At 67.2% G+C, this 18,814-nt stretch carries 21 protein-coding genes; 9 read left to right on the top strand and 12 right to left on the bottom strand.

From position 1 onward, the window contains the following. Nucleotides 1–93: 93 nt before the first annotated feature. Complete coding sequence (locus ACW17W_RS06640) at nt 94–810, bottom strand: TVP38/TMEM64 family protein (protein WP_492079966.1); 717 nt, start codon at nt 808–810, stop codon at nt 94–96. 3 nt (nt 811–813) lie between these two features. After that, nucleotides 814–1,860: a hypothetical protein gene (locus ACW17W_RS06635; protein WP_492079965.1), complete on the bottom strand. Its 1,047-nt coding sequence runs from the start codon at nt 1,858–1,860 to the stop codon at nt 814–816. Between the two features lie 86 nt (nt 1,861–1,946). Between ACW17W_RS06635 and ACW17W_RS06630 the strand changes: the two genes are divergently transcribed. The 3 genes from ACW17W_RS06630 (at nt 1,947) to ACW17W_RS06620 (ending at nt 4,068) form a co-directional block, all read left to right on the top strand. Further along, a complete protein-coding gene (locus ACW17W_RS06630) occupies nt 1,947–3,149 on the top strand; it encodes a pyridoxal phosphate-dependent aminotransferase (protein WP_492079964.1) in 1,203 nt (400 codons plus the stop codon). An 89-nt stretch (nt 3,150–3,238) separates the two neighbouring features. After that, a complete protein-coding gene (locus ACW17W_RS06625) occupies nt 3,239–3,655 on the top strand; it encodes a DUF7662 domain-containing protein (RefSeq protein ID WP_492079963.1) in 417 nt (138 codons plus the stop codon). Then, the gene (locus ACW17W_RS06620; RefSeq protein ID WP_492079962.1) at nt 3,655–4,068 is read left to right on the top strand and encodes a type II toxin-antitoxin system VapC family toxin; all 414 of its coding nucleotides are present in this window, start codon (nt 3,655–3,657) and stop codon (nt 4,066–4,068) included. The genes ACW17W_RS06625 and ACW17W_RS06620 overlap by 1 nt, the downstream gene beginning before the upstream one ends. Here ACW17W_RS06620 and ACW17W_RS06615 read toward each other — a convergent pair whose 3' ends face one another. After that, a complete protein-coding gene (locus ACW17W_RS06615; protein ID WP_492079961.1) occupies nt 4,069–5,079 on the bottom strand; it encodes a polyprenyl synthetase family protein in 1,011 nt (336 codons plus the stop codon). Between the two features lie 116 nt (nt 5,080–5,195). Between ACW17W_RS06615 and ACW17W_RS06610 the strand changes: the two genes are divergently transcribed. Further along, the gene (locus ACW17W_RS06610) at nt 5,196–5,963 is read left to right on the top strand and encodes a tRNA1(Val) (adenine(37)-N6)-methyltransferase (RefSeq protein WP_492079960.1); all 768 of its coding nucleotides are present in this window, start codon (nt 5,196–5,198) and stop codon (nt 5,961–5,963) included. A 227-nt stretch (nt 5,964–6,190) separates the two neighbouring features. Here ACW17W_RS06610 and ACW17W_RS06605 read toward each other — a convergent pair whose 3' ends face one another. Both ACW17W_RS06605 and ACW17W_RS06600 read right to left on the bottom strand, forming a co-directional pair. Further along, nucleotides 6,191–6,589 carry a DUF1489 family protein gene (locus ACW17W_RS06605; RefSeq protein ID WP_492079959.1) on the bottom strand — a complete coding sequence of 133 codons (399 nt, stop codon included), beginning with the start codon at nt 6,587–6,589 and terminating at the stop codon, nt 6,191–6,193. A gap of 10 nt (nt 6,590–6,599) precedes the next feature. Then, the gene (locus tag ACW17W_RS06600) at nt 6,600–7,469 is read right to left on the bottom strand and encodes a 50S ribosomal protein L11 methyltransferase (protein ID WP_492079958.1); all 870 of its coding nucleotides are present in this window, start codon (nt 7,467–7,469) and stop codon (nt 6,600–6,602) included. A gap of 85 nt (nt 7,470–7,554) precedes the next feature. Here ACW17W_RS06600 and ACW17W_RS06595 point away from each other — a divergent pair, with 85 nt between their 5' ends. After that, the gene (locus ACW17W_RS06595; RefSeq protein WP_492079957.1) at nt 7,555–8,223 is read left to right on the top strand and encodes a hypothetical protein; all 669 of its coding nucleotides are present in this window, start codon (nt 7,555–7,557) and stop codon (nt 8,221–8,223) included. An 81-nt stretch (nt 8,224–8,304) separates the two neighbouring features. On the opposite strand, the gene ACW17W_RS06590 is transcribed toward ACW17W_RS06595, so the two are convergent. The 3 genes from ACW17W_RS06590 to ACW17W_RS06580 form a co-directional block, all read right to left on the bottom strand. Beyond that, nucleotides 8,305–8,517: a DUF3126 family protein gene (locus tag ACW17W_RS06590; RefSeq protein ID WP_492079956.1), complete on the bottom strand. Its 213-nt coding sequence runs from the start codon at nt 8,515–8,517 to the stop codon at nt 8,305–8,307. Between the two features lie 235 nt (nt 8,518–8,752). Beyond that, a complete protein-coding gene (gene cysE, locus ACW17W_RS06585; protein WP_492079955.1) occupies nt 8,753–9,610 on the bottom strand; it encodes a serine O-acetyltransferase in 858 nt (285 codons plus the stop codon). A 26-nt stretch (nt 9,611–9,636) separates the two neighbouring features. After that, entirely contained in the window at nt 9,637–10,227 is a 591-nt protein-coding gene (locus tag ACW17W_RS06580; protein WP_492079954.1) for an NUDIX domain-containing protein, read from the bottom strand. Nucleotides 10,228–10,365: 138 nt separating this feature from the next. Here ACW17W_RS06580 and ACW17W_RS06575 point away from each other — a divergent pair, with 138 nt between their 5' ends. Next, a complete protein-coding gene (locus ACW17W_RS06575; RefSeq protein ID WP_492079953.1) occupies nt 10,366–10,995 on the top strand; it encodes a nitroreductase family protein in 630 nt (209 codons plus the stop codon). A gap of 3 nt (nt 10,996–10,998) precedes the next feature. Here the strand turns inward: ACW17W_RS06575 and ACW17W_RS06570 are convergent, their stop codons facing one another. The 3 genes from ACW17W_RS06570 to queF form a co-directional block, all read right to left on the bottom strand. After that, nucleotides 10,999–11,826, bottom strand: a complete 828-nt coding sequence (locus ACW17W_RS06570; RefSeq protein WP_492080278.1) for a DUF817 domain-containing protein — start codon at nt 11,824–11,826, stop codon at nt 10,999–11,001. A gap of 78 nt (nt 11,827–11,904) precedes the next feature. After that, nucleotides 11,905–12,495, bottom strand: a complete 591-nt coding sequence (locus ACW17W_RS06565; RefSeq protein ID WP_492079952.1) for a hypothetical protein — start codon at nt 12,493–12,495, stop codon at nt 11,905–11,907. Nucleotides 12,496–12,567: 72 nt separating this feature from the next. Further along, complete coding sequence (queF, locus tag ACW17W_RS06560) at nt 12,568–13,029, bottom strand: preQ(1) synthase (RefSeq protein ID WP_492079951.1); 462 nt, start codon at nt 13,027–13,029, stop codon at nt 12,568–12,570. Between the two features lie 307 nt (nt 13,030–13,336). On the opposite strand from queF, the gene ACW17W_RS06555 reads away from it, so the two are divergent. The 3 genes from ACW17W_RS06555 (at nt 13,337) to ACW17W_RS06545 (ending at nt 17,621) form a co-directional block, all read left to right on the top strand. Then, nucleotides 13,337–14,269: an NAD(P)H-dependent flavin oxidoreductase gene (locus ACW17W_RS06555; protein ID WP_492079950.1), complete on the top strand. Its 933-nt coding sequence runs from the start codon at nt 13,337–13,339 to the stop codon at nt 14,267–14,269. 27 nt (nt 14,270–14,296) lie between these two features. Beyond that, a complete protein-coding gene (locus tag ACW17W_RS06550; protein WP_492079949.1) occupies nt 14,297–15,004 on the top strand; it encodes a TorF family putative porin in 708 nt (235 codons plus the stop codon). A 76-nt stretch (nt 15,005–15,080) separates the two neighbouring features. Then, complete coding sequence (locus ACW17W_RS06545) at nt 15,081–17,621, top strand: hybrid sensor histidine kinase/response regulator (protein WP_492079948.1); 2,541 nt, start codon at nt 15,081–15,083, stop codon at nt 17,619–17,621. A 23-nt stretch (nt 17,622–17,644) separates the two neighbouring features. Here ACW17W_RS06545 and ACW17W_RS06540 read toward each other — a convergent pair whose 3' ends face one another. Beyond that, nucleotides 17,645–18,808, bottom strand: a complete 1,164-nt coding sequence (locus ACW17W_RS06540; RefSeq protein WP_492079947.1) for a cystathionine gamma-synthase — start codon at nt 18,806–18,808, stop codon at nt 17,645–17,647. Between the last annotated feature and the right edge of the window lie 6 nt (nt 18,809–18,814).

Raw genomic sequence — 18,814 nt, 5'->3', positions numbered from 1 at the left:
GGCGAGGCCCGTTTGCCCGCAAGATGAGGCGATTACAAGCCCTGATCCGGGCGCGGTCGACGGGGGCGATCACGAGGCGGTGACGGCTCCGCTTCAGGCCTCGTCGCGACGGCCCTCACGCCGCTTCACCATCTCGCGCACCGCGAGCATCAGTCCCAGCCAGGCCAGGGCCACGGCGGCCAGGATGAGCGAGGTCCAGACCCCGTCGCCCGCCACCGCCGCCATGACCGATCCGCCGAAAAAGGCCACCAGCGCTGTCTTGGGCAGCACCCCCAGGGCGCATCCCGTCAGATAGCCGACGAAATTCGCCCGCGCCGCGCCAAACGCCATATTGACCACGATGAACGGGGCGGACGGCACATTGCGGATGATGAAACTGGCGGAAAAGGCGTTGCGCCCCACGAACCGTTTCAGCCTTTCGGTCGTCCGGCCGCCAAACCGTTCCAGCGTCCGCGCCGTCGGGCCCCGACCCAGCCAGTAGGTCACGCCGGCCGAGACCACGGTCGCGATCCAGCTGTACAGAAACCCCCACCACGGCCCGAACGCCACGACACAGGCGGCGATCAGGATGAACTGCGGCACCCCGAGAAAGGCCGAGACCGTGAACACCGCCACCGCCGCCGCCAGCCCCCATGGCCCCACCTGGAACCCGCGCAGCCAGGCCTCCAGCCGCGCCTCTGCCCCGAGGGCCAGATGCGACTTGCCGAGGGCGAACACGGCGATCACCCCCGCCAGCAACAGCACGGTCGCCAGCAAGGCCCGCCACCGCGCGGCCTCCATATTCAGGATGAAGTCGATCAGGCGACGCATGGGTCAGTTCGTCGGCTTGAAAGGCTGGACGATCCAGCTTTCCAGCATCCACTCCGAAAGGTTTGGATCCCAGATCCATGTCTGAACATAGTTGGCGGTGCGGGACGACAGATCTCCAGACTCGCGCACAACACCCTCGATCTGCGCGCTGCGAGATGTGAGACCACGAAACCTCATCGGCTCAAACCGCAAGGCGGGCGACGCCTTGAGAAGGTTCACCACAAATTCAGCGACGCGATTGTCCCTGCCCCTCTCAGTCGAGACGTGTTCGCCCATCCAGTCCAGCCGGGGAGACCCGTTCGTACCCAGATAGGCGCGCCAGACATATGGATCCTTTCGATCCAGCCCCTCTCGCGGCCCTCCAGTCGATCGGGTGTTCCAGAGGTTGGCGGCTGAAAACCGATCACCGTCGAAGGCGACGCAGGTCTGTAGCACCGTCACGTGGTTACGCTGGCGTTGCTGATCGATGATCCGGCATGGCGCGATGGATTTCGCGGCTTCTTCCGCCAGAAGGAACGCGTAGCGCGTCGTGAGCGCACCCTGGCACGTGCTTTCCGTTCTGGTTCGGACAGGCTCGATCGTCCGGCCGTCGGGCATGGTATTGGCCATCTCCACCGCTACGACCCAGGCATGCAGGCAGATCGCCGGAAATTCGGGTCGACCATCCGGCCGAAGGCGCGCAGCGGGCGCCTCCAGCAGACGATCCGCGAACCGGGCCTCGGACTGCACCCGATTCCAGACGTCTGACGACACCGGCGCTTTAAGTGTCAGGCCGTCACGACCCTTGACCACGACAACAGGATCCGAACCGGCTCGTCGCTCGAAGCTGATCGCAGGCATGTCCCGGCCATAGCCATCGACGAAACGCGCCCGATAGACTTCTGCACCGGTGTCAGCCTCTGTGGCGATGGATGCCAATCCGAGCAACGTCTCGACACGGGCGACCTCGGCCTCGGCGCAGATGTCGCGCCCATTGTCGTCGCGACATGCCCGATCCTGCGTCGGCGACTGCATGATCGCCAGGGCGGCCAGAAATACAGCGGTCAGCATTTTTGATCTCCGAAACGCCTGTTCAATTGCACGCAATGCCCCTGCACCGTAAACAGCGCCCGCCTCCCGAGAACGAGAATTTCAAAATGTCGCTCCAATCTTCCGCCCTCGCCCGCGTCAAGCCGTCCGCCACCATTGCGGTCAGCGCCAAAGCCCGCGCCCTGGCGGCCCAGGGTCGCGACATCATCGGCCTGGGCGCCGGAGAGCCGGACTTCGACACCCCGGACAACATCAAGGCCGCCGCCATCGAGGCCATCCAGCGCGGCGAGACCAAATACACCGACGCCGACGGCATGCCGATCCTCAAGAAGGCCATCGTGGCCAAGTTCGCGCGCGAGAACGGCCTGACCTATGAGGTCAGCCAGATCCACGTCGCCCCGGGCGGCAAACCTGTCATCTACAACGCCCTGGTCGCCACCCTGAACCCCGGTGACGAGGTCATCATCCCGGCCCCCTACTGGGTCTCCTATCCCGACATGACCCTGCTGGCCGGCGGCGAGCCGGTCTTCGTCACGGGCGAGGAAGTCGACGGCTTCAAACTGCGCCCCGAGGTGCTGGAGGCCGCGATCACGCCCCGCACCAAATGGCTGATCCTCAACTCCCCGTCGAACCCGACCGGCGCCGCCTATACCCGGGCCGAGCTGGAGGCCCTTGCGGACATCCTGCGTCGTCACCCCCAGGTCTGGATCCTGACCGACGACATGTATGAGCATCTGACGTTCGACGACTTCGAATACACCACCATCGCCCAGGTCGCGCCCGACCTCTATGACCGCACCCTGACGGTCAACGGGGTGTCCAAGGCCTATGCCATGACCGGCTGGCGCATCGGCTATGCGGGCGGCCCCAAGGCCCTGATCGACCTGATGCGCAAGGTGGCCAGCCAGACCACCTCCAACCCGACCTCCGTCAGCCAGTGGGCCGCGGTCGAGGCCCTGAACGGCGCCCAGGAATTTCTCAAGCCCCGCAATGACGCCTTCCAGACCCGCCGCGATCTGGTCGTCTCGATGCTGAACCAGGCCCCGGGCATCCGCTGCCCCAACCCCGAGGGCGCCTTCTATGTCTATCCCTCGATCGAGGGGCTGATCGGTAAGACCACGCCGTCCGGCGTCGTCATCGACGGCGACGATGCGTTCACGACGGAACTGCTCGAGGCTGAAGGCGTCGCCGTGGTCCAGGGCTCGGCCTTCGGCCTGTCGCCCTATTTCCGCATCAGCTACGCCACCTCGGAAGCGATCCTCGAGGAAGCCTGCGCCCGCATCCAGCGGTTCTGCGCCAGCCTGAAATAGGCCAATCGCGGTTTGTCGCGAGATAGTCTCCTTGACTGAAAAAACACAGTGTGTTTTTTAAGTGTGTATTGAGGGCTTGGGAGCGATCAATGTCGAAATATGATCCGTTGACCCGGTTCCTCGATGCGAGCCGAACGGAAGAAATCCCGATGACATTCGCGGAGATCGAAAAGGTCGTTGGTTTTCGCCTCCCGGAGAAAGCCAGCGGCATTCGCGCCTGGTGGAGCAACAATCCGTCGAACAACGTAATGACAAAGGCCTGGCTCGCAGCCGGATATGTTACCGAACGGGTGGATATGGGCTCACGTCGTCTGGTTTTTCGGCGCAACGCGGACAAGTCGTCATCTCTCTTTCTGACGTCGTCCAGGGCCGCCGGGACTCCGGCGTCCATTCGTAGCATTGGCCTTCTGGACCGCGTTCGCGCCCGATTGGCCGGGACGGTCACGATCCCGGATGGCGTGGACATCATGGAACCGACGGGGGAAATATGGGACGCTGAACGCTGATGGCGCGCCCTATCCTGCTGGACACGTGCGCGGCCATCTGGCTTGGGGGCGGCTCACCGTTTTCCAGAGACGGCGAAGCCGCGCTGCAGGAAGCGCAGACGATCGGAATTCCCTTGCTGCTATCCCCCATCACGGCCTGGGAAATCGGCATGCTGGTGTCCAAGGGCCGACTGATCCTGACCCTGCCACCCTTGAGATGGTTCGAATCCCTGTTGGACACAGGGATCGATCTGGCGGAGATGACACCCGAAATTCTCGTTGCGTCATCGAGTCTTCCCGGGCCTGTTCTCAGAGATCCATCAGACAGGATCATCGCCGCGACAGCCCGCGCCTATGGCTATCGCCTGATGACTCGCGACCGCCCGCTGCTCAACTTCGCAGCCAGCGGCCAGGTCACCGCCATTCCCTGCTGATCACGCCGCCCGGCTCACCGCGAAATCCGCCAGACCTTCCAGCGCCTCCCGCCACTCGCCGGCCGGCAATTCGGCCAGGGCCGCCCGCGCCCGGTCGGCATAGTCATAGGCGGTGTCGATGGTGGCCGAGACCGACCCCGTGCCGATGATCAGTTCACGCGCCCGGCGGAAATCGTCCTCCGCCCGCTGCCCCTTGTTGATCGTGCGATCCCAGAAGGCGTCCTCCTTGCCCCGCGTCCGCTGTACGGCCAGCAGCAGCGGCAGGGTGACCTTGCCCTCGTTGAAGTCGTCGCCGGCGTTCTTGCCCAGGGTCTCGGATGCGCCGCCATAGTCCAGCGCATCGTCGGCCAGCTGGAAGGCGAGGCCGAGGTTCAGCCCATAGGCGCGCAGGGCCCGGGACGCCGCCTCGTCCGCGCCCGCCCCGACCGCCCCCGCCTCGGCGGCGGCGGCGAACAACTCAGCCGTCTTGGCCGAGATGATCTTCATATAGGTGTCCTGATCCAGGTTCAGGTCGTGGGCGCGCGTCAGTTGCAGCACCTCGCCCTCGGCGATCACCGCCGAGGCGTTGGCCAGGATGCCCAGCGCCTTCATCTGGCCGGTCTCGACCATCAGTTCGAAGGCCCGGGCGAACAGGAAGTCCCCGACCAGAACGCTGGACGGCGCGCCCCAGATCAGATGGGCCGCCACCTTGCCCCGGCGCAGGTCAGAGACGTCGACGATATCGTCATGCAACAGGGTAGCGGTATGGATGAACTCGACCGCAGCGGCGAGCTTGACCGGATTGTCGATCGATCCGCCCGCCACACGCGCCGCCGCCACGGTCAGCAACGGCCTGAGACGCTTGCCGCCGGCCGCCACGATATGGTCGGCCAGAAGCGGAATGACCGGCACGTCCGACTGCATGCGGGCGACGATCAGGGCGTCGACCAGTCGCATGTCGACGGCCGCAAGACGCACCAGGGCCTCGACGTCGCCTTTCGACCGGGCGGGAATGAGGGGGGCGGCGTCCAATTAACTCTCTGATCTCTGGCGCCTTCCGCGCCCGGACGGGGCGAAATGCGCTGTGGCGGCTTGCTGCGGTGCGGCGAGGCGGACAATGGTGATCGGACCATGACCGGTCAAGCCGAATGACGAGCCCCGATGCCGCGCCCCCGCCCGACCCCGGCGTGGAGGAATGCCGTCTGCTGGGCGGCCGGGTCCGGCTGCTCCAGCGCACGGATGGCTATCGCGCCGGAATGGACGCCGCCCTGCTCGCCGCCGCCGTCGCCGCAAAGCCGGGCCAGCGCCTCATCGAGGCCGGCTGCGGCGCCGGGGCCGTCGTGATGCAGATCGCCGCCCGCCGGCCGGGCGTCTCGTTGGTGGGCGTCGAGCGCGATGCCGCCGCCGCCGAACTGGCCCGACGAAACGCCGCCCTGAACGACGCCGCCGACCGCACGACGATCGTCACCGGCGACATCGCCGCCGGTCCCGGCCCCCTCGCAATCCCGCCCTTCGACTGGGCGATCAGCAATCCCCCCTTCTTCGACGACCCCGACGCCCTGCGCGCCCCCTCTCCCGGCAAGCGCGGGGCCTGGATGGCGGACGACGGCCTCGCCGCCTGGACCGGCTTCCTGCTGAAATCGGTGAAGGACGGCGGCCGCATCCTGATGATCCACCGCGCCGACCGGCTGGCCGACCTCCTGTCGCTGCTCGGCGAGAAGTCCGGCTCCTTCTCGATCCTCCCGATCCAGCCCTTCGCCGACGCCCCCGCCAAACGCGTCATCGTCCAGGCCATCCGCTCCGGCCGCGCGCCGTTGCGTTTGCTGCCGCCCCTGGTCCTGCACGACCGATCCGGCGCGAAGCACACGCCCGAGGCCGAGGCGATCCTGAGGGGAGAGGCTGGGCTGGAGCTGTAGCTGGAGGGCTTGATCCACTCCGATGCAGGGAGTCACGCGGAGATCATCTCCTCCCTGTCGGCGAAGCCGATGGGGAGGTGGACCGGCGCGCTTGCGCCGGGACGGAGGGGTTCTTCACGGCGGACCGGGTGCGCGCTTGAATAGCCCCTCCACCGCTTCGCGGTCCCCCTCCCCATTCGCAAAGCGGCGAACAGGGAGGAGACGCAGTCACCCAATCCCCGGCGCCCCTACCACGCCCCCAGTTCCCTGAGCTGTTTCGCCAGATCGTCCGGCAAATCCCCCGCGTCCATCGACGACAGATCCGGCGGGGCGTCCTTCGGTTCCAGATAGCGCCAGCCCTGAAACGGTCGCCGGCCCTGCGGCGCGGTGCGCACCACTTCACTGGCCAGTTTGATATAGCACCGGCTGGCCTTGCCCTCGCCCTCGGTGGTGATGTCCAGGATGGTCTGGCGGGCCACGACCGTGCCCTTCATCACCCAGTACAGCGACCCGCCGTCCTCCAGCTCGGCCGCCCGTTTCGGCGTCATCCGGGTGTTGACGATCAGGTGCGGCAGTTTCGCCGCACGCCGTTCCAGCGTCTCGACCTTCGCAATCCCGACGCAGAGTTTGATCAGGTGAACCGTCACGATCCCGCGGTCAGCCCATCCGCCGCAGCACCAGCGCCGACCAGGCGTCGCGGTGGATGCGCCGCTCCAGCCGGAAGCCGCGCGACAGATAGGCGGCGGTCACCCGCCGTTCCTGGGTCCGCAACAGGCCCGACAGCACCGCCACCCCGCCGATCCGCAAGGCGCCCTTGATGTCCTGCGACAGGGAGACCAGCGGCGGGGCCAGAATGTTGGCGAAGACCAGATCATAGGGGCCGTGCCGGCGAACCCTCTGGTCGTTCAGGCCCGAGGCGTGGACGAAGCTGGCCTTCGCCTGGTTCAGATGGGCGTTCTCATTGGCGATCCGCACCGACGGGCCGTCGATATCGGTGCCCAGGGCCACCCGGCTGCCGGTCTTGGCCGCCGCAATGGCCAGCACTCCGGTGCCGCAACCCACATCCAGCACCCGCTCGAACCGTTCGCGCTTCAGCAGTTCGTCATAGGCGAACAGACACCCCACCGTAGTGCCGTGGTGGCCGGTGCCGAAGGCCGCGCCCGCGTCGATCTTCAGCGCCACGGCGTTGGGCGGCACCTGGCCCTGGTCATGGGCGCCGTAAACAAAGAACCGCCCGGCCTTGACCGGCGGCAGGCCCGACAGGGACATGGCCAGCCAGTCGGCGTCAGCCAGGGGCTCGACCTTGACCTTCACCCCGGGATGACCGGCCAGCACGGCCTGCAGACCCTCTGACTCCTCCTGCGTGGTCGGGAAGGCGTCGATCCGCCACAGACCGCGATCCTCGTCCTCTTCCAGGATGGAATAGGTGGCGCCTTCCAGCATCGGATCGGCGTCCATCGCCCCGGCCGCAGCCTCGGTTTCGGCGCGCGCGCCGCGCGCGATGATCTGAACGGGGCTATATGACATTGGACAAACGCCGCTATTATAACGAATCGAAAATTCTGCGGCCTGCGCTCCCCGGGGCCGCGCAAACCGAGGGGTCGGGTATCTCATGGCTAAGTCACCGTCTACGTCCAAACCGGCTGCGGCCAAAGCCGCTGCGCCGAAGACCGCCGCCGTCGCCCGGCCGAAGCCTGCCGCTGCCGCCGCAAAGGCCGCCGCTCCGAAGGCCGCGACGCCCGCGCCTGCGGTCGCCAAAGCCGCCGTGAAGCCCGCCGCCAAGGCGGCTCCGAAGGCCGCGCCCGCCAAGGCGCCCGCGACCAGGGCCCCGGCGGCGAAGACGGCTGCCAAGGCTCCTGCGGCGAAGGCCGCCGCGCCCAAGGCGGCAACCCCGAAACCCGCTGTAAAGGCGGCTTCCCCGAAGCCCGCCGCCAGGGCTCCGGCCAAGCCCGCTCCGGCCAAACCGGCCGCCACCTCGGTCAAGGCCCGTGTGGCCGGGGCGGCGACCAGCGCCAGGAAGACCGCCGTCAAGGTCGCCGCCACTGCCCGTGAAACGGCGGAGGACGCCATGGAGGCGGTCAAGGACGCCGCCGCCGAGGCTGTCGAGACCACCCAGGAGGTCGCCGCCAAGGCCGCTGACGTCGCCGAGGACACGGCCCGGGCTGTCGCGGCCAAGGCCGCCGATGTGGCTGAAGACGTCGCCGAAGGCGCAGCAAAGGCCGCCGAGGGACCGAAGGGCTTCTTCGCCCGACTGGGCGACATCATCTTCGGCAAGCGCTGAACCGCGACGTCAGACCGTTGAAAACGAAAACCCCGGGTGGCGAACCACCCGGGGTTTTTGTTGTCCGGCGATGCCGCGCGATCAGGCCGCCGACAGATCCTCGGCCAGGATCGCCATTTCAAACATGAAGCTGCCGTCCTCATCCTCGTCCTCGAAGACGACGCCGATGAATTCGTCGCCGACATAGACCTCGGCCGAGTCGTTCACCTTGGGGCGGGGCTTCACGATGATGCCGCCGGTGTTGAAGGTGCGCTTCAGATGCGTCTCGATGCGCTTCATGTCGGACTCGTTCATCGGGGCGGTCTTTCGTCAGGAGGGAAGGCTTTGGCGGCGGAAACTAGAGAACCGCCCGGCCGATGGAAACCCCTGCCGGTCGTCTCCTCCCCGTCGGCGCAGCCGATGGGGAGGTGGCGCGGCGCGCTTGCGCCGTGACGGAGGGGTTCTGGCCGCATCAGCCGGCCCAGGGGTCGCCTCAGCTGCCCCTCCACCGCTTGGCGGTCTCCCTCCCCATCTGCGGTGGGGAGGACAATCAGATCACGAAGTCATAGACCACGTCCGCCAGGGTATGATCCATGGTCCGGGCCGGCTCGGCCCCGGTCGGACAGTTGACCAGCCGCGCCGGCACCCCGGCGACGGTGCAGCCCGACGGCACCGGCTTCAGCACCACCGATCCCGAGGCCACCTTGGCGTAGTCGCCGATCTCGATATTGCCCAGCACCTTGGCGCCGGCGCCCAGCAGCACGCCCTTGCCGATCTTGGGATGGCGATCGCCGCGCTCGGCGCCCGTCCCGCCCAGGGTGACGTTGTGAAGCATCGAGACCTCGTCCCCGACCACCGCCGTCTCGCCGATGACGATGCCGGTCCCGTGGTCGAGGAACAGGCCCTTGCCCAGTTTCGCGCCGGGATGGATGTCGATCTGGAACAGTTCCGAAATGCGACTCTGGAAATGGAAGGCCAGGGTCTCGCGCCCCTGGGTCCAGAGCCAGTGGGCCACCCGCGACGCCTGCAGCGCCTGATAGCCCTTGAAATAGAGGAAGGGCTGCAACAGCGTCTTGATGGCCGGATCGCGTTCGGCCACGGCCTGCAGATCCGCCTCGGCCGCCGCCACAATCCCGGCGTCGGACCAGAAGGCGAAGGCGCAGACCTCGCGCACGCTCATCGCCGCCAGTTCGTTGTCGCCCAGTTTGCGGGCGATCTGGAAGCTGAGGGCATTGGCCAGGTCGAGGTGCGACAGGATGGTCGCATTCATCACCGACCCGAGATGCGGCTCGCTGCGCGCCGCCTCCTCGGCCGAGGCGCGCAAACTGCCCCAAATCGACGGGCCCGTGGTCTCAGGGGCCGTCGTCTGCTGACCGGCGATGACCTCAAGCTTGGGGGGACTGGACATGGCGACGGGCTCCGGACGTCGGGATCCTATACCCGGGTCAGCATGGCGTGCGCCAGCCAGCCGGGCAAAAGCCCCTCTCGCGCCATATGGTAGGCCCGGTAGGCCGTCGCCACCGTGAAGGAATCCCGGATCGCCCCCCGCTCGATCTCGTGCAACAGGGTGGTGAACGGCACCCGCACGACGGTGATCGCCTCGGTGGGATCGGGATTGACCGGCGCGGGGCTCAGGTCCCAGGCGATCCAGGTCAGGCCGATCTCGTCCGTGATGGAATTCGACACCTCGATCTGCAGCGCCAGGGTCCAACTGGCCGCCGCCAGCCCCGCCTCCTCGGCCAGCTCCCGTTTGGCCGCCTCAAACGGATCCTCGCCCAACGGCGCGCCGCCTTCCGGCATTTCCCACGAATAGTTGGCCCGGGCGAAGCGCGCCTGCCCGACCAGGGTCACCGTCCCGTCCGGATGCACCGGCAGCACGCCCGTGGCGATATTCTTGAACCGCAACACCCCGTAGCTGGCCTCATGGCCGGTGGGCGCGACCGCCTTATGCTCGGTCAGCTTCAGCCACGGCGTCTCGTGCACCACCGTATGGCCCATATCGCGCCAGGGGACGGGCGTCGCCATTCCCTCGGCCCAGCCGGGCGCAGGCATTCTGGCGGCGTGGCGTGCGGCCGCGTCCGGCGCGGCAGGATCGGAATTTTCAGGCTGGTCGGTCACCTCCGCTCTATGGCGCACCCCGGGGCGAACGCCTAGCTAGTCCGCATGAGCCCGACCGACGACATCGCGACCCAACCCGCCCATCCCGAACTCGGCGCCCCCCTGCCCCCGCCGACGCCGTCTCCCGACATGCGTCGCCGCCTGGCCGCCCGCCGTTCCGCCCCCGCCCAGGCCCTGACCGCGCCCGGTCCCACGCCGGACCAGATCGCCGAAATCCTGCGTCTGGGCGCCCGCACCCCCGATCACGGCAAGCTGTTCCCCTGGCGGTTCATCGTCATGGGGCCGCACAGCCGCGCGGACATCGCCGAACGGCTGGCCGTGCTGGCCGAGGCCCGGGGCCTCCCGCCCAAGGCCCGGGCGGTGCTGGCCAAGCTGACGGCGGCGCCCCTGACCGTCCTCGTCGTCTCTACCGCCCGCCCCGGTCCCAAGCCGGTGTGGGAACAGGAACTGTCCGCCGGCGCCGTCTGCATGAACCTCGAACACGCCGCCGGCGCCTTCGGATATTCGTCATCCTGGATCACCGACTGGTACAGCTATGAGCCCGAAGCCCTGCCCCTGTTCGGCGTTCGCCCGGACGAAAAGGTCGCCGGCTTCATCCATATCGGAACCCTGTCTGAACCGGCGCTGGAACGCGACCGGCCGGACATGGCGGCGCTGACGACCCTGCTGCCCTGACGGCTAGAGCGGTTCCGCCTCCGGCCTGTGCACCAGCGACACCAGCACCACCGAGATCATCATCAGCAGGAACCAGCTGCCCAGTTTGGCGAAGGACACCATCCCCCATCCGTCGATCTGATCGGGATAGATCCAGGCCCGCGACAGGGTGCCGAGGTTCTCGGCCAGCCAGATGAACACGGCGACGAGGAAGAACCCCAGCAGGAAGGGCATGGACCGCCGTGTCCGGTCCGGGGTGAAATAGAACCAGCCCCGGCCGAACAGCACGAAACTGGCCAGAAAAAGCCCCCACCGCACGTCCGGCAGCCAGTGGTGCGAGAAGAAGTTGATATAGATGGCCGCCGCCAGCGCCCAGGTCGTCCACAGCGGCGGATAGTGGCGGAAGCGGATGTCGAAGATCCGCTGCACCCGGGCGATATAGCTGCCTACCGCCGCATACATGAAGCCCGAGAACAGCGGCACATCGCCGATCCGAAGCAGGCTCGGCTCCGGATAGATCCACGACCCCTGCGCCGTCTTGAACAGCTCCATGACGGTTCCGACGATGTGGAAGACGAAGATGACCCGCGCCTCCTCCCAGCTCTCCAGCTTCAACAGCAGCATCCCCGCCTGGAGGCCCAGCGCGGCGATGACCAGAACATCATAGCGGGCGACCGGCGCGTTCCCCTCCGGCCAGATCTGCGGCCAGACCAGATGCGTCCCCATCAGCAGGGCCAGCATCAGCCCGCCGAACAGACAGGCCCATCCCTGCTTCAGCCCGAACATCAGGAATTCGAAGCCGTACCGCGACCAGGCGGCGCGATCAGCCCGCACCTGCAGCCGGGCCAGCAGGTCGCGGCCCCGGGCTTCGAGGGGAAGGCGGCGGGAATCGGTCACGGGAACAGTCTAGCCCGTCCGCCCTACGCCGCCCTAACCCGCGTGTTCTCCCACGGCGAACCGCCCGCATCGCGGTTTCGGCGCCGGGCGCGCCTGTCCCTCCGCGTCCGGGCCGAGGTCCGGCAACGGCGTCGTGGCCAGGCTCGCCGGAAACCCGGTCGAGGTGGTCTGGTGCGCCAGCACCAGCCAGCGCCCGTCGTCCTGCCGCTCGATCACCAGCAGGGCGTCGGACATCAGTTCATAGGTGGCGTCAGCGGCCGGGGCATGGCGATAGCCCCGCTCGCGCACCTGAACCCGGGCGAACCGGGCGTCGGCTCTCACGCGCGTGATCTCATAGCGGAACAGCGGCATGGTCGCCGCCAGCGACACGAAATATCGCGGCCCCAGCGCCGCCGACCCGGTGTCGCGGTAGCGATAGGCCGGACTGGCGTCGATGCCGCCCGGCGCCATCAACCGATACGGCCGCCCCTCCTCCCCGGCGCACTGCTCGGCGTACCAGTCGTCGACCAGTCGTTCGATCGCGGGGTCGGGTGAATCCTGTGTGACAGCGTGGCTTTCGGCACGGCAAGCAAAGCTCGCGAGGGCGACGAAAAGGACGATGGTGAATGTCGCTGGGTGGAACACGGCTCGATTTCCTCAAGCCACTGTCCCACCTGAGCCGCTTGGGCGCCCCTGTTCAGACCTGACGTCCGAACCCTACCCCCGCCCGCGATAGGTCGGCACGCCCTGATCCGGCAACCACAGCCCCTCGGGCGGGGCGCCGGTCTGCCAGAAGACGTCGATGGGGATGCCGCCGCGCGGATACCAGTAGCCGCCGATCCTCAGCCATTTCGGGGCCAGCAGGTCGGCGATCCGTTTGCCGATGGCCACGGTGCAGTCCTCGTGGAAGGCGCCGTGGTTGCGGAAGGCGGTCAGGTACAGTTTCAGCGACTTGGACTCGACCAGCCAGTCGCCGGGCGCATAGTCGATGACGATATGGGCGAAGTCCGGCTGGGCCGTCACCGGGCACAGGCTGGTGAACTCCGGCGCCGTGAACCGGGCCAGATACAGGGTGTCGGGGTGGGGATTGGGCACCCGTTCCAGCACCGCCGTCTCCGGCGAGGTCGGCTGGACGATATGCTGGCCGAGCTGGCTCAGGCCTGAGGTGTCAGTGGTCATGGGATGGGTGTAGCGCCTGGGCCGCCGCCAAAAAAGATGAATCCGAACTCGCCCTGCGTCCGGATCTGGCGCGGCTGTATGGCAGGCTGTCGGGGGGTCGGGGTTCACAGACCGGGCCTTGGACCCAGCCGGGTCCGGACGCCGGCATGGGCCTGTTTGTTTTCAACATGATGGACGGGACATCCCGACTCTACCGACTCTCCCGACTCGCTTTTTCCGGGTCCGGTTCCGCCCTCGACGACCCGGGCCGTTGCCTTCCCCGACGTTCCCCCGCTAAGCGTAGCCAAAGACAACGGAGGACGACGTCATGGCCATTCCCGCTTCCCTGCAAAAAGGTCTGAAACTGCCGGTCATCGAGGCGCCGATGTTCCTCGTCAGCGGCCCGGATCTGGTCGTCGAATGCTGCAATGCCGGGGTGATCGGCACCTTCCCCTCGCTGAACGCCCGCACCACCGAGGGCTATCGGGACTGGCTGGTCGAGATCAAGTCGCGGCTGAACCCGGATGCAGCCGCCTTTGGCGTCAATCACATCGTCCACCCGACCAATCCGCGCCTGATGGCCGACATGATGGTCTCGGTAGAGCATCAGGTGCCCCTGATCATCACCTCGCTCGGCGCCGTGCGCGACGTGGTCGAGGCGGTGCATGGCTATGGCGGACAGGTCTTCCACGACATCGCCAATGTCCGCCATGCGCGCAAGGCCGCAGAGGCCGGCGTCGACGGCCTGATCCTCGTGGCCAATGGCGCGGGCGGCCACGCCGGGATCATCAACCCCTTTGCCCTGATCAATGAGGTGCGCAGCTTCTTTGACGGAACCCTCATCCTGTCGGGCTGTCTGTCGACGGGTCAGGACGTCGCCGCCGCCCTGATGATGGGCGCCGACTTCGCCTATATGGGCACCCGCTTCATCAATACGACCGAGGCCATGGCCCCCGAGGCCTACAAGGACATGATCATCGAGTCCGGCGCGACCGACATCGTCCACACCCCGGCGGTGTCCGGAATCCCGGCCAACTTCATGACCAAATCGCTGGAGGCCAACGGCATCGACCCCAAACACCTGCCCGAGCACAAGCTGGACATGGGCGACGAGGCCAAGGCCTGGAAGACGGTCTGGTCGGCGGGCCAGGGTGCGGGCGCCATCCACGATGTCGTCCCGGCCGCCGAACTGGTTCAACGGCTCCGCGACGAATATTCGCAGGCTACGGATCAATTCGCGAAGAAGGCCATCGTCAGCTAGAGGCAGGGCAACGTCACCGGAGCCCCCATGCGTCCTGCTGTATTTGTCCTGATTTCATGCGTGGGGGCGGCGACAGCCTCCGTCGCCCAGGACCGGGACAATGTCCGCTTCAGCCAGGACCGGGCGTCGCACTGGTCCTTCGAGTTCGGCGGGGCGACCGACAACCGGTCCAAGGGCGCCTCCAAGAGCGCCGGCGATCCCTACGCCTATGGCGAGGTTCAGTGGAACGCTGCGAACGGCTTCTATGCCGATGTCGAATTCGAGACGATCGACTCGTCCGGCGCCTATGTGGAAACCGAGGCCGAGGCCGGATGGCAGTTTTCCGCTGCGGGCTTCGATTTCGACACCTCGACCTCCCACAAATGGCGGCTCGGAGCCGTGCGCGGCCGTGACGACGCCGCCTGGGAGGTCCAGTTCGACGTCCTGCGCGACCTCGGCCCCGCCGACGCCCGCCTGAGGCTTGAGCATTCGCCCGACGGGCTTGGCTCGACCCGGGCCTGGACATGGGTCGAGGGTCGCGTGCGCTGGCCGTTGACGGACCGGCTCAGGGCGGGCGTCACCGTGGGTCGACGCGAGCAGGACAATGGACCGGACTATACCGGCTGGAACGCGGGTGTGTCCTTCGCCGCCACGCGGACGATGGATCTGGACCTTCGCTGGCACGACACCGACGCCGCCCTGCCGGACGATCAATACGCGGGCGCGCTGGTGGCGGCCGTCAACATCGCCTTCTGACCGGTCGAGTTTTCACGCAGGTAAAGCTTAATCAACGAGTTTCCGTCCATGATCCGGGCGTGGAAACAATATGTTGATGAGCGGAATCGTTCGCCGGCTGGCCATGATCGGCATGGCGCTCCTGGCCGTGTCAGGCGCGGGGGTCGCCACAGCCGAACCCCATGATCCCGAATCTCTGGTTCGCTTTGTCGAGACCCGCGCCTCCCGCACCGATTTCGACCGGCTGGACGCCTTCGGCCGCGAAGCCCTGGCCCGTCATGATCGTGAAGGCCTCAATCGCCTCTATCATGTGACCTGGACGATCCTGAACCAGGGCGACTTCGCCCGGGCGGCGGTCTGGAACAAGCGTCTTGAGGATGCGGCCTTGCGGCTCCGGGATGTCCGCTATCAGAAAATCGCGCAGCTGAACGTTCTGACGCTCCGGTATGACACCGGTGACGCCTCTGCGGCTGTGGAGATGCGCCGGATCGCCGACACCGATCCGGACTGGTTTGTGGGCGCCCATGCGGTGCGGCTGGCCGCGCTTGCGCTGATCGATCAGGACCATATCGGTCAGGGGCTGAACCTGCTCACCGAGTTCGACGCGCGGATTCCGGCCCGCGATGCCTATGCCCCGACGGCCCGCGCCGGCATCTGGGAGGTTGCGGGCGTCGGCCTGATGAAGCTGAATGACCTGGGCGGCGCCCTGGACGCCTTCCATCGGTTCGAGGTCGAGTTCTCAAACCCCGCCTATCCCCGCCCGGATTTCGACAGCGTCTACAACCTGACCCGAATGGCGGTGCAACTGGGTGAACACGACCAGGCGCGGCGCCTGTACGCCGCCCACCGTCGCCTGACGCGCAGGGCCGATCTGGAAAGCCTGACCGCCTATGACGCCAATCTCTGCGTCATGGTGGCAAAAGGGCGAAAGGACTGGTCCGGCGTGCTGGACTGCCTTCAACCTTATGGCGCGGATCTGGGCGCCGCCGCCTTTCTCGCCCCCCAACTGCTGCCCGCCCGGGCCATCGCCCAGGCCCGCACGGGCCGCGTGGCCGGGGCGCGGCGAGACCTTGCCGAGATCCGTCGCCTGATTGCCGCCGGCGAATTCCGTGAGGAAGGGCCGTCCGAGGTGCCGCATGTCGAGGCCGAGTTGCTGTTCGCCGCCGGCAATGCCGCCGAAGCCTTTGATCGGCTCGGAGACTACCATGACGCGCAGACCGTTTACGACGCCCGCAGGTTCAGCGCCGGCATCGGTCAGATCACCGGCGATCTGCAGCAGAAGCTGGATGAGCGCCGGCTCCAGCTTGAGACGGCCCGCTCCAATGCAGGGCTTCAGAAGGTGGTCATCGACAGCCAACGCTGGCTGGTCGGCATCGTCGCCCTGTTCCTGATCACCGCAGTCGGCACTGTCGTCTGGCTGTCGCTTCAGGCCGGTCGCCTGCGCGACGCCAGAAGCCGGGCCGAGACGGCCAGCCGCGCCAAGAGCGAATTCCTGGCCAATATGAGCCATGAAATCCGCACGCCCCTCAATGGCGTCGTGGCCATGGCGGACGCCCTGGGCCATGAAACCCTGCCGCCGCGCCAGCGCGAGATGATCGAGATCATCCGTTCCTCCGGAGAGACCCTGGAACGCCTGCTGTCCGACATCCTCGACACCGCCAAGATCGAGGCCGGGCAACTGTCCCTCGAAAACGCGCCCTTCGCCCTCGGGCAGATGGTGCAGGACATCAGCGCCCTCTGGCGCGCCCGCGCCGAGGACAAGGGGCTGATGTTGCATGTCGACATCGCCCCTGACCTGCCGGCGACGGTTTGCGGCGATATCGTGCGCGTCCGGCAGGTGCTGGGGAATCTTGTGTCGAACGCCGTGAAATTCACCAGCGTCGGCGAGGTGCGTGTGACCGTCGAGGCCGGGGCCGGCGACGACATCCTGTTCACGGTCACCGACAGCGGGGTCGGCTTCGACGACGCCCAGATGGCCCATATCTTCAACCGGTTCCAGCAGGCGGACGGCTCCATCACCCGCCAGTTCGGCGGCACGGGGCTGGGTCTGGCCATCTCGCGCGATCTGGCGCACCGGATGGGCGGCGAGATGGGCTGCACCGGTCGCCCTGGCCAGGGCGCGTCCTTCTGGGTGCGACTGCCGCTGAAGCCGGCCGCCGCCGTAATGACCGTTCCGGCCGAGACGACGGTCATCCCTGCCGAACCCCGGTCCGCACCCCTGCGGATCCTTCTGGCGGACGACCATCCGGCCAACCGCAAGGTGGTCGAGGTCCTGCTGTCCGCCGCCGAGATCGAGATCGTCGAGGTCGAGGACGGGCGAAAAGCGCTTGAGGCCTTCCGGAACGACCGTTTCGACCTGGTCCTCATGGATATGCAGATGCCGGTCATGGACGGCCTGACCGCCACGCGCGGCATTCGTCGGCTGGAACGCGCCATGGGTCTGGACCGGACGCCCCTGCTCATGCTCACCGCCAACGCCATGGCCGAACACGTCGCGGCGGGCATGGCGGCCGGGGCCGACGGTCATCTGGCCAAGCCCGTCACCTCCCAGCGCCTGTTCGAGGCCATCGGGACCGCCCTTGCGGCGGCTGCGCCCGGAGCTGACGTTCCGTCACAGGCCGACGGGCGCAGCGCCTGACACGCTGACAGACGCGGAGGCGGTCAGCCCAGGGCCTGGTCCAGATCGGCGATCAGGTCGTCGATGTCCTCGACCCCGACGGACAGGCGGATCAGGCTGTCGGTGACGCCGCCGGCCTCCCGCACCTCTTTCGGAACGCTGGCGTGGGTCATGATGGCGGGGTGGTTGACCAGGCTCTCCACGCCCCCCAGCGACTCGGCCAGGGTGAAGACCTGCACCCGCTCCAGCACCCGTTTCGTGCGCTCCAGGTCGCCGTCCAGAACCACCGAGACCATCCCGCCATACCGGCCGTTCATCTGACGCGCCGCCAGCTCATGCTGGGGGTGACTGATCAGGCCCGGATAGATCACCCTGGCCACGCCCTTGCGCTCTTCCAGCCAGCGCGCCACCGCCAGGGCGTTCTCATTGTGGGCTTTCATCCGCAGGCCCAGGGTCTTCAACCCCCGGTTGGCGAGGAAGGCGTCGAACGGCCCCATGATGCCGCCGACCGAATTCTGCAGGAACTTCAGCTGGGCCGCCAGCTCGACCGACCCGGCCACCAGCACCCCGCCGACGATGTCGGAATGTCCGTTCAGATATTTGGTCGCCGAATGCATGACGACATCGGCGCCCAGGCCCAGCGGCTGCTGACTCCACGGCGTGGCGAAGGTGTTGTCCACCACCAGCAGCACATCGTGCGCCTTGGCCACCGCCGACAGGGCGGCGATGTCCGCCAGTTTCATCATCGGATTGGTCGGGGTCTCGACCCACAGCATCCGCGTCTTGTCGGTGATCGCCGCCTCGACCGCCGCCACATCGGCCATGTCGACATAGCTGAAGTCCAGCCCCATCGACCGCCGCCGCACCCGCTCGAACAGCCGCCACGATCCGCCGTACAGATCGTCGCCTGTGACGATATGAGACCCGGCGTCCAGCAGCTCCATCGCCGTCGAGGTCGCCGCCATGCCGCTGCCGAAGCCGAAGCCCTGAACCCCGCCTTCAAGGTCGGCGATACAGGCCTCGAACGCCTCACGCGTCGGGTTCTTGCCCCGCGCATACTCATAGCCCTTGTTCACGCCCGGGCTTTCCTGGGCATAGGTCGAGGTCGCGTAGATCGGCGTCATCACGGCGCCCGTCGTCGGGTCCGGCTTCTGCCCGGCATGGATGGCGCGGGTGGAAAAACCCTGGCTGTTCTTGAAGTCGGCCATGTCGGG

The organism is Brevundimonas sp. FV1ye29L, assembly GCF_058681095.1.
This window is presented reverse-complemented; position numbering and strand designations above follow the sequence as displayed.